This window comes from Zetaproteobacteria bacterium, from assembly GCA_003696765.1.
In the GTDB taxonomy this organism is placed as follows: Bacteria; Pseudomonadota; Zetaproteobacteria; order Mariprofundales; family J009; genus RFFX01.
Genome location: RFFX01000053.1, coordinates 35,641 through 43,810, shown reverse-complemented (window position 1 = coordinate 43,810; position 8,170 = coordinate 35,641). Strand labels below are relative to the sequence as shown.

The window sequence follows — 8,170 nt, the reverse complement described above, 5'->3', positions numbered from 1 at the left end:
TCACCACCCCCTCGCCGAAGCTGGGGTGGCGCACCTGCATCCCGACGCCGATCGGCGATCCAGCGGCACCCTCGACCGCCGGCGCCCCAAGCAGCTCCTCCTCCGGAACCCGCTGCAGCCGCCCCTCCGGCAGGGCGGTGAGGAAGCGGCTGAGACGGGGGTGGAGCTCGTCCCGGAAGAGTCTGCGCCGGCGGGCGCGACTTAGCAGCAGCCGGTTTTTCGCCCGGGTGATGCCGACGTAGAGCAACCGACGCTCCTCCTCCAGCGCCGCCCCACCCTCGTCGACGGCCCGTTGATGGGGCAACAGCCCCTCCTCGACCCCGGCGATGCAGACGGTGTCGAACTCCAGCCCCTTGGCGCGGTGCAGGCTCATCAGCGACACCGCATCCTCCCCCTCCCCGACGGGCTCTTCACCGCTCTGCATCAGCGCCGCATCGTCGAGGAAGGCGGCAGGATCCATCCCCGCCCCCAACGCATCGACCACCGCCGCCGACAGGGAGCGCAACAGCTCCTCGCGCGTGCCGTACTCGACCTCCCCCAACGCCCGCAGTGACGCCAGGTAGCCGCTCTCCTCCAACAGCGCCCACAATCCCCCATCCTTCATCCCCTCCGCCTGAGTCCGCAACCGCACCAGCAAGGCGGCCAGCGGCGCCAGCCTGCGGCAGGGGGCGGGCAGCCCCTCCGGCCGGTCGGCGAGCAGATCCAGCCACTCCGCCGGACGCAGCCCGCTGGCGCGCAACGCCTCCAGCACCACGGCGCCCCCCTTCTCACCGATACCGCGTCGCGGCGTATTGAGGATCCGGCGCAACTGCAGGGAGTCGGCGCAGCGGTGCAGCAGCGCCCAGTAGGCCAAGGCATCCTTCACCTCCTTGCGCTCGAAGAAGCCGACCCCGCCGACGATCCGGCAGGGGATCCCCGCCATGCGGAAGGCCCGTTCGAACAGTTGCGCCTGCCGATGGACCCGGTAGAGCACCGCCATCTCCGACCACGCAACCCCCTCCGCACGCCGCCGCCGGAGCATGGCGGCCACCGCCGCCGCCTCCTCACGATCCCCCGAACAGTCGAGCAACTGCGGCGTCACCCCGGCGCCGCGCACCGGCCGCAGCCGCTTCTCGTGGCGCTCGGCGCTCCCGGCGATCACCGCATTGGCCAGCGCGAGCACCGCTGCCGTCGAGCGGTAGTTGCGCTCCAACCGATGCACCCCCGCCCCGGGCCAGTGGCGGGCGAAGGAGAGGATGTGGCCGACATCGGCACCGCGCCAGCCGTAGATGCTCTGATCGTCGTCGCCCACCACCGTCAGGTTGCGGTGGTCGCGGCAGAGACGCAGCAGCCATTCGTGCTGCACCGGATTGGTATCCTGGTATTCGTCCACCAACACATGATCGAAGCGGGCGCGCATCCATGCCGCCGCCTGCTCGTGGTGACGGAGCAGAAGCACGCAGTTGAGCAGCAGGTCGCCGAAATCCATCCGGTCAATACGGATGAGCTCCTCCTGATAGGCGCGGTAGAGGGCGCGCAGATCGACGCCGTTGACCTGCTCCGGCCGGGCCTCCGCCCACACCTCCCCACGGTTCTTGCACTGGTCGATCCACCACCCGAGGAAGGAGGGATGGAGCCGGTCGGGGGGGATACCTCCGGCACGCAGCATGCGGGTGAGCAGCTGCTGCCGATCGGCTCCGTCGAGCACCCGGGCATCGCGCCCGTAGCCGAGCAGCTCGCCGAAGCGGCGCAGGAACCGGAGCGAGACGGCGTGAAAGGTGCCGGCGACGACACCGCCGGCCCCATCGCCGATGAGCCCCTCCAGCCGCTGGGAGAGCTCCCGCGCGCTTTTGTTGGTGAAGGTGACCGCCAGGATGCGGTGGGGGGCCACCCCCCGCTCGGCGATCAGGTGGCCGATCCGATGGACGATGGTGCGGGTCTTGCCCGACCCGGCGCCGGCCAGGATCAACTGCGGCCCGTCACCGGCGGTGACCGCCCGCAACTGCTCGGGGTTGAGCCTCACGATCGGGCCGTCAAACCGCGATCCGAAGCCACCCCGCGCCACCGATCCCGAGGCGGCTGTGGGGCAACCATCAGCGGGCGGCGGCCCGGCCGACGGCCGCGCGATGATCCCGAAACCAGCGCAATCCACGGGCGACGGCGGCGACCACCGCACGCGGCGAGATGGTCGCGCCGGTGAACTGATCGAAATCCCCGCCATCCTTCCGTACCGCCCAACGGGTCCCCTCCAGCCGCCTGCCGACGAAGGAGTCCAGCCAGGCGCGGTTGCGGACGATGCCGTCCCCCAACCCCGGCGTCTCCAGATGGCGGACCACCCGGATCGCCTCCACCGCACCGTCGGGGCGCACACCGAGCAGGATCTCGATCGGCCCGCCGTAGCCATCGGGGGCCATCAGCGACCAGGCGTAGCCCACCACCCGACCGTGACTGCGGGCGACGTAGAGCCGTCGGCCGTCGATCTGCAGCAGCGTCCGCGCCGGAGCGTTGTCGTGGGGCGGCAACACCTGCAGCAGCATGCGGTGGAGCGCCTCCTCGCGCGCCCGGGCGATCGGCGCACGGCTCCACTGATAGGCGATCGCCAACAGCAACCCGACGACGGCGACCACCGCCGTCAGCACGCCGACCATCCGCCACTGAGCCTTGGTCATGATGATGCGATCGCAAAAGGTCCGTCCGTGGACTGTTCGGTCTCACGCTGATCGGGATGGAGGATCGGCATGGCGGCCAGCAGCGTGCGGGTGTAGGGGTGGGCCGGCCGGGCGAAGAGCGCATCCGTCTCCCCCTCCTCGACGATGCGCCCCGCGCGCATCACCAGGATGCGGTCGGCGATGTGGCGCACCACGGCGAGATCGTGCGAGATGAAGAGATAGGCCAGGCCGTACTGCCGCTGCAGCGCACGCAACAGGTTGAGGATCTGTGCCTGCACCGACACATCGAGTGCGGAGACCGGCTCGTCGAGCACCAGCGCATCGGGGCGGACGATCAGCGCGCGCGCGATGCCGATGCGCTGGCGCTGGCCGCCGGAGAACTGATGGGGGTAGCGCCCCATGCAATCCGCATCGAGGCCGCACGCCTGCAGCATCTCCGCCACCCGCGCGCGGCGCTGCGCCCGGCCCAGCCCGGGATGGTGTACACGCAGCCCCTCGGCCACGCTCCCCTCGATGGTCATGCGCGGATTGAGCGAGGCGAAGGGATCCTGGAACACCATCTGCACCCGCCGCCGCAGCGGTCGCAGGCGGCGCGCGGAGAGCCGGGTAACCTCCTCGCCGCGCCAGAAGATCCTGCCGGCATCGGGGGTGAGCAGCCGCAGGATGAGGCGGGCGGTGGTCGACTTGCCGCAGCCCGACTCCCCCACCAGCGCCACCGTCTCCCCCTCGTGCAGGGTAAGCGAGATGCCGTCCACCGCCGGCGGCGCAGCACCAGCGGCATCGCCGCGCAGACCGAAGCGCGACCGGCCGAACGACTTGCGCAACCCCTCGGCCTCGACGATCGCCGTCATGGCGCTGCATCCTCCCCCGGATGGAGGCAGCGCACGACATGCGCGCCCCCCTCCAGCGCCACCGGCCCCGCCCGGCAGGGATCATCCGCCCGCGGGCACCGCGGCGCGAAACGGCACCCCGCAGGCCAGGCGCCCGGAGGCGGCACCACGCCGTCGATCACCGGCAGCGGCGCATCGCGCGCGGCACGCTCCGGCCGGCAGCCGAGCAGCGCCCGGGTGTAGGGATGGGCCGGCCGGTCGAAGATCTCCCGCACACCGCCCTGCTCAACGATCTCGCCGGCATACATCACCGCCACCTCGTCGGCCAGCTCGGCCACCACGCCGAAGTCGTGGGTGACCAGCAGCAGCGCCAGGTTGCGGCTGCGCTGCAACCCGCGCAACAGTTGCAGAATCGCCTTCTGCACCGACACATCGAGCGCGGTGGTCGGCTCATCGGCGATCAGGCAGGGGGCGTCCGCGGCCAGCGCCATGGCGATCAGCACCCGCTGACGCATACCGCCGGAGAGCTCGCCGGGGTATTTGCCCAGCAGCGCCTCCGCCTCCGGCAGCTCCACCGAGCGCAGCAGCTCCACCGCCCGCGCCCGCGCGGCGGCGCGCGGCAGCGCCAGATGGTTGCGGATCACATCGCAGATCTGGCTCTCGATGGTGAAGACCGGGTTGAGCGCGGTCATCGGCTCCTGAAAGATCATCGCCAGCTTGCCGCCGCGCATCCGGCGCAGCGCGCCGGCATCGAAATCGAAGATCGAGCGCCCCTCCAGCCGGATATCGCCCGCCTCGCGCCGCACCCCCTGATATTCGCCCAGCCGCAGCAGCGCCTGCGCGGTCAACGACTTGCCGCAGCCCGACTCCCCGACCAGCGCCAGCACCCGACCGGGGTGAAGTTGAAAGGAGACATCGCTCACCGCCGGTACCCGGCAACCGTCGATCTGCACCGACAGCGACAGCCCCTCCACCTCGACCAGCGGCCGCTCAGCGGGCAATCGGCCACTCCCCGCAGCCGGCGCGAATCAGCTCCGGCGCATCCCCGCAGAGATCGACCACCGTGGTGGTCTCGCTCCCACCCCAGCCGGCATCGAGGAGGATGGCGTCATGGCCGCAGATGCGCTCATCGATCCGATCTGGGTCACAGGCCGGCCCCTCCTCGTCGGGGAACTGCATGGTGGTGGCCAGCAGCGGACCATCCATCCGCTCCAGGAGCCCGGCGCAGAGCGGCAACCGCGGAATCCGCACCCCGATGGCCCGCCGTTTGCCGAACAGGCGCCGGGGCACCATCGAGGTGGCCGGCAGGATGAAGGTGTAGGGCCCGGGCAGCAGCCGGCGCAGCAGACGATGGGCGGGGTTGTCCATCCGCACATAGCGGGAGGCCTGTGACAGATCGGCGCACATCAGCGACCAGAGATGGCCACGCTCCAGCCGGCGCAGACGGCGGATCGCCTCCAGCGCGGCATGCGACTCCGGCGCGGCGACCATGGCATAGGTGGTGTCGGTCGCCACCACGGCGAAGGCACCGCCGCGCAGCGCCGCCGCCGCCTGATCCAGCAGTCGGAGGGCGGGACGCTCGGGATGGAGACGCAGACGACGATATCCGGAGACGGGGATGGCGACCCTCCCGACCGGTCAGAAGCCCTGGAGCAGATCGCCGATCGCCGGCGGCAGCGTGGCCGGCTGCGGTTTCTTCGGCTGGATGCGCGGTGCGATGCGCGCCGGCCCCGGGGCCGCCTTCGGCTTCGGCTCGATCCGCGCGCCCTGGCGTGTGCCGGCTTCCGGCTGCCGCCCCTGACCACCGCCGAGCACCGCACCCAGTACACCGCCCACGCCCGCACCAATGCCGCCGGTCACCCCCTCGATCAGCTTGCCCGCGCCCTGCCCGGCGCCCTTGATCACCGAGCCGACACCCGAGGCACCGCCCTTGAGCAACCCGCCGACGCTGTTGATCAGGGTCATGGGATCGATCTCCGGCGTGATGCGCGGTTTGTCGAAGCTGCCGGTGATGTGGAGCGGCACGGCCAGCCCCTTGCGCACCGGCAGCGTATCTCCCTGGCCGGTGAGCGTGCCGACCAGCTTGGGCTTGGCGTGGTAGTCCAGCCGCTTCGCGGCCAGATCGACCGTGCCGTGCCCGGTCAGCCGGAACAGCGGCGAGGCGATGAAGAGATCGCGGTTGTCCAGCAGGCCGTTCGCGATGGTGAAGCTGCCGGAGAGGGTGGAGAAGTCGGTCTGCTTCGGCCCGTGCTGCTGACCGAAGGTGGTCAGGTTGCGCAGCGTGCCGGCGATGTCGATCCCCTTGATCCGCCCGTCGCGGATCTTCAGCCGCCCCTTGCCGTTGAGCCGCGAAGCCGCCCGCTCGGCCACTGCACCGCGGCCGTTCAGGCTGGTCTCCATCTCCACCGTGCCGTCGAGCAGATCGGTGTCGGCCAGCGCAAAAAGCACCGGCAGCACCCGCACCCCGCGCAGGTGGAGCGACTCGGTCCAGGCCAGCGGATAGCGTTTGATATCGATCGAGGCCCGCTCCTCCACCTTGCCGCCGGCCAGATTGAAGCGCAGCGGATCGAGCCGGTAGCGCCCGCGCCGCCCCTTTGCGGTCAACTGAAGATGCTGCATCTCCAGCTTGTGGACGGTGAGCGTGTCGATGGTCAGCCGGGCATCGATCTGCCAGTTGGCAAAGCCGCGCAGATCGGGCTCGGCGCTGTTTGCCGGGGCCTTCGCCGTACCCTTGCCGCCGATCAACGCGCCACCAGCCGGCTCAGGAGGGGCCACAGGCGTTGCGTCGCCCTGCTCCGACGGCTTCGGCTGCGGCAGCCATGGATCGAGATGAAGCGTGCGACCGGCAAGCAGCAGATGTACCGCCGGCTCCTTGCCGCCGCGCCACGAGCCCTCGCCCTGCAGCACCTCGCCGTTGAGCAGCAGCTGCAGATCCTCGAAGGCCACCTTGTCGGCATCACCGCGCACCAGCGCACCGAACTGCACCGTGCGCCACGGATCGGGATGGGCCGCATAGAGCTGCTTCAGCGCCGGCAGGTAGCCGGCCAGCCACTCCCGGCTGAGCGCAGCGCTCTTCAGCCGCAGCCGGGCGCGCGGATGACCGGTCAACCCGGTCACCGTGCCGTTGAGCTGAATCAGCTGCTTCCCGTCCAGCGACAGCGAGGCCGAGCGCAGTTGCAGATCAAAGCTGGAATTGATCTCCGCCTGCCAGCTGGCGTTCATCCGGGCGAACCGGGCCGGCGCGCCACCGCTGGAGAGCCCCAGACTGCCGGCACAGACCCGCATCCCGTCCGGGCGCTGCTCCAGCTTGAGATCGACCGCCGCCACCGGCTCGCCCCCCAGCGCATCGGGCAGCGGGCCGGTAAAGGAACGGAACGAGGTCAGCGCCACCGCCTGCGCCTGCAGATGCAGTTGCAGCGGGATGCGTGCCGGATCGAGCGATTCCAGGCTGCCGAGCGGCCCCAGCCGCCCGTCCAGTTGCACCGTGTTGCCGGCGACGGTGGCCGACAAGGCAAACGGCACCGGCCGCTCCTGCTGCAGGTCGTGGATCTCCAGCTGCAGGTCACCGACATCCAGCCCCCGCCCCTCGGCATCCCGCCAGGCGAGATGGCCCCGTTCGATCACGATGGCGCGGGCGGCCAGCCGGCGCAACAGCCCCGCGCCATGGGCATGAGCACCGGCCGCCCCCCTCCCGGCCTGCGGCGCCCCCCGCACTGGGGCATGCGTCGAGGCGGCCGGTGCGGGCGCGCCGCCGCTGCCGGTCAAATCCCGCCAGTTGCCCTCGCCGCGGGCGTTCCTCTCCAGAAAGATCTGCGGCGCGACCAGCCGCAGCGAGCGGATCACCACCTCGCGATCGAGCAGCGGCATCACCTCCACCTGAATCTGCAACTCGCCGGCGCGCAGGAAATCGGGCCGGGAGAAGCCGGCCGCGTTGGCCATGCGCACATCCTTGAGCTCCAGCCCGATCCACGGGAAGAGCGAGGCGCGGATCGAGCCGATGGTGAAGGCGCGGCCGGTGGCCTGCTCCACCCGGCGGCCGATCTCATCGCGATAGTCGTTGACATCAATGACGAACGGCGCGGCCAGCAGCGCACCGATCAGCAGCGCCGCCAGCAGCGCCGCATACTTCAGCAATCGGATCACGGGCGCTCCCCCACGCCAGCATCGGCGCAGGCCTGTCGGTAGCAGCGGGCGGCCGACTCCCACTCCCCAGCCTCCATGTGCTGCTCCGCCTCCAGCGCCCAAGCCAGCCGGGCCCCCTCCGCGCTCCGCTTGAGCTGGCGCAGATGGTGCTGCATCCGCTCCCGATCCTCCGCCTGCCGTGCCAGCTCGACCAGCAGCCAGCGCTGTGCCACGTTGGCCTGCTTGCGGCAACGCTTCTCCAGCATGTGGAGCACCAGCAGCGGATTGTCGAACGCCGCCTCCTGCGCGGCCAGCGCCCGGGCGATGGTCATGGAATCGCGCCGGTCGAGCGCGTCGAGCAGCACGCCGCGCGCCGACTTGAGGTCATCGCCCTGACGATGGGCGGCGGCCAGGGCGAGCACCGCCTCGTCGCTGTCGTCGAGCCGCACCGCCTGCTGCAACAGCGACAGCGGCGGCCGCTCCTCCCGTTCGGCCAGGCGCAACAGTGCCCGCCCTTTGCGCCGCGCCCCATCCGGCAGCTCCACGCCGCGCGGGGCCTGCTCGATCAGC

6 protein-coding genes are annotated in these 8,170 nt (G+C 71.0%); all 6 read right to left on the bottom strand.

The window, feature by feature from the left end; translation table 11 throughout:
• The coding region (locus D6682_05705) for an ATP-dependent helicase (protein ID RMH51058.1) at positions 1-2,044 on the bottom strand (2,044 nt) is incomplete at its 3' end.
• A gap of 28 nt (positions 2,045-2,072) precedes the next feature.
• Positions 2,073-2,648 carry an RnfABCDGE type electron transport complex subunit G gene (locus D6682_05700; GenBank protein RMH51057.1) on the bottom strand — a complete coding sequence of 192 codons (576 nt, stop codon included), beginning with the start codon at positions 2,646-2,648 and terminating at the stop codon, positions 2,073-2,075.
• Positions 2,645-3,499: an ABC transporter ATP-binding protein gene (locus tag D6682_05695; protein RMH51056.1), complete on the bottom strand. Its 855-nt coding sequence runs from the start codon at positions 3,497-3,499 to the stop codon at positions 2,645-2,647. Before D6682_05695 ends, D6682_05700 begins: the two co-directional genes overlap by 4 nt.
• Entirely contained in the window at positions 3,496-4,461 is a 966-nt protein-coding gene (locus tag D6682_05690; protein ID RMH51061.1) for an ABC transporter ATP-binding protein, read from the bottom strand. Before D6682_05690 ends, D6682_05695 begins: the two co-directional genes overlap by 4 nt.
• A gap of 7 nt (positions 4,462-4,468) precedes the next feature.
• The gene (locus D6682_05685; protein RMH51055.1) at positions 4,469-5,074 is read right to left on the bottom strand and encodes a threonylcarbamoyl-AMP synthase; all 606 of its coding nucleotides are present in this window, start codon (positions 5,072-5,074) and stop codon (positions 4,469-4,471) included.
• Between the two features lie 42 nt (positions 5,075-5,116).
• A complete protein-coding gene (locus D6682_05680) occupies positions 5,117-7,852 on the bottom strand; it encodes an AsmA family protein (protein RMH51054.1) in 2,736 nt (911 codons plus the stop codon).
• Between the last annotated feature and the right edge of the window lie 318 nt (positions 7,853-8,170).

Excerpts from the sequence above, each read along its gene's own strand:
- D6682_05700 (RMH51057.1), bottom strand. The coding sequence starts at position 2,648 with ATGACCAAGGCTCAGTGGCGGATGGTCGGCGTGCTGACGGCGGTGGTC.
- D6682_05695 (RMH51056.1), bottom strand. The coding sequence starts at position 3,499 with ATGACGGCGATCGTCGAGGCCGAGGGGTTGCGCAAGTCGTTCGGCCGG.